General features: G+C 59.8%; 1 protein-coding gene. It reads right to left on the bottom strand.

Annotation, left to right across the window (positions count from 1 at the left end; translation table 11 throughout):
- Window positions 1-55: 55 nt before the first annotated feature.
- Complete coding sequence (locus E4Z66_RS19545) at window positions 56-988, bottom strand: IS5 family transposase (protein WP_136464764.1); 933 nt, start codon at window positions 986-988, stop codon at window positions 56-58.
- Window positions 989-1,052 lie beyond the last annotated feature (64 nt).

Here is a 1,052-nt window from a genome sequence, read left to right as displayed (position 1 = left end):
CGGCCTTGTTGCATAAATCAGGTTCTGAGCGGAGTTTCCCTTTCCTCGGAAGGACTTATCCTACGGCCACTGTGACGGGTATGCCGAGCGCGGTATACCCGTTCAGCACGGCGATGCGGACTTGCAGCTCCGCGACCTGTCGTTCGAAGTCTCGAGCCATCAGTGACTGACCAAGCAGCTTGATGCAGTTCATCTTGCTTTCGACCCGACTCCGGCGGTGATACCCGCTCCATCGTCGCCGAATGGCTCGGACCAGGTACTTAGAAGCGCGCAGGGCTTCATTGCGTGCGACGGCACCTGGGCTCGTCGGCTTCCATGGCTTGGCATTCTTGCGTGGCGGGATGACCGCAGCGGCACCGCGGGCGGCAATCGCTTCATGGCATATGCGCGTGTCGTAGGCACCATCGGCAGTCACGGAACCGATCTGCTCATCAGCCGCAATCTGATCCAGAAGCTCGGGCAGGATGGGCGCATCGCTGATGTTGCTGCCGGTGACTTCGACAGCCCGGACTTCCAGCGTTTCTTCGTCAATTCCGATGTGTATCTTGCGCCAGATGCGCCGTTTGGAGCCACCGTGCTTGCGGGCATTCCACTCGCCTTCGCCCTCGGCCTTGATACCTGTGCTGTCGATCAGCAGGTTCAGCGGACCCGCACCGCCACGGTATGGGATCGCCACATTCAGCGTTCGTTGACGGCGACACAGGGTACTGAAGTCCGGCACCACCCAATCCAAGCCGACAAGCTTCAGCAGGCTTTGCACGAACCCCGTCGTTTGCCGCAACGGCAGGCCAAACAGCACCTTCATCGTCAGGCACATCTCAATCGCCGCATCGCTGAAGCTCGGCTGTCGGCCGCGTTTGCCCGTCGGTGGCGCTCGCCATATCATTTCTGGATCAAACCAGAGCGTCAGCGATCCGCGCCGCTTCAACGCGTCATTGTAAGCCGACCAGTTCGTGGTCTTGTACTTCGTAGGGGACCAACTGCTCATGCCATCCAGCCATCATGATGGATTCATGCAGTCAATCCCCCACCCGATTTGTGCAACAAGGCCC

The sequence above is a fragment of the Aliishimia ponticola genome, from assembly GCF_004803475.1.
Taxonomy (GTDB): domain Bacteria; phylum Pseudomonadota; class Alphaproteobacteria; order Rhodobacterales; family Rhodobacteraceae; genus Aliishimia; species Aliishimia ponticola.
Note: the sequence above shows the minus strand (reverse complement) of the source record. Positions and strands in the feature narration are given on the sequence as shown.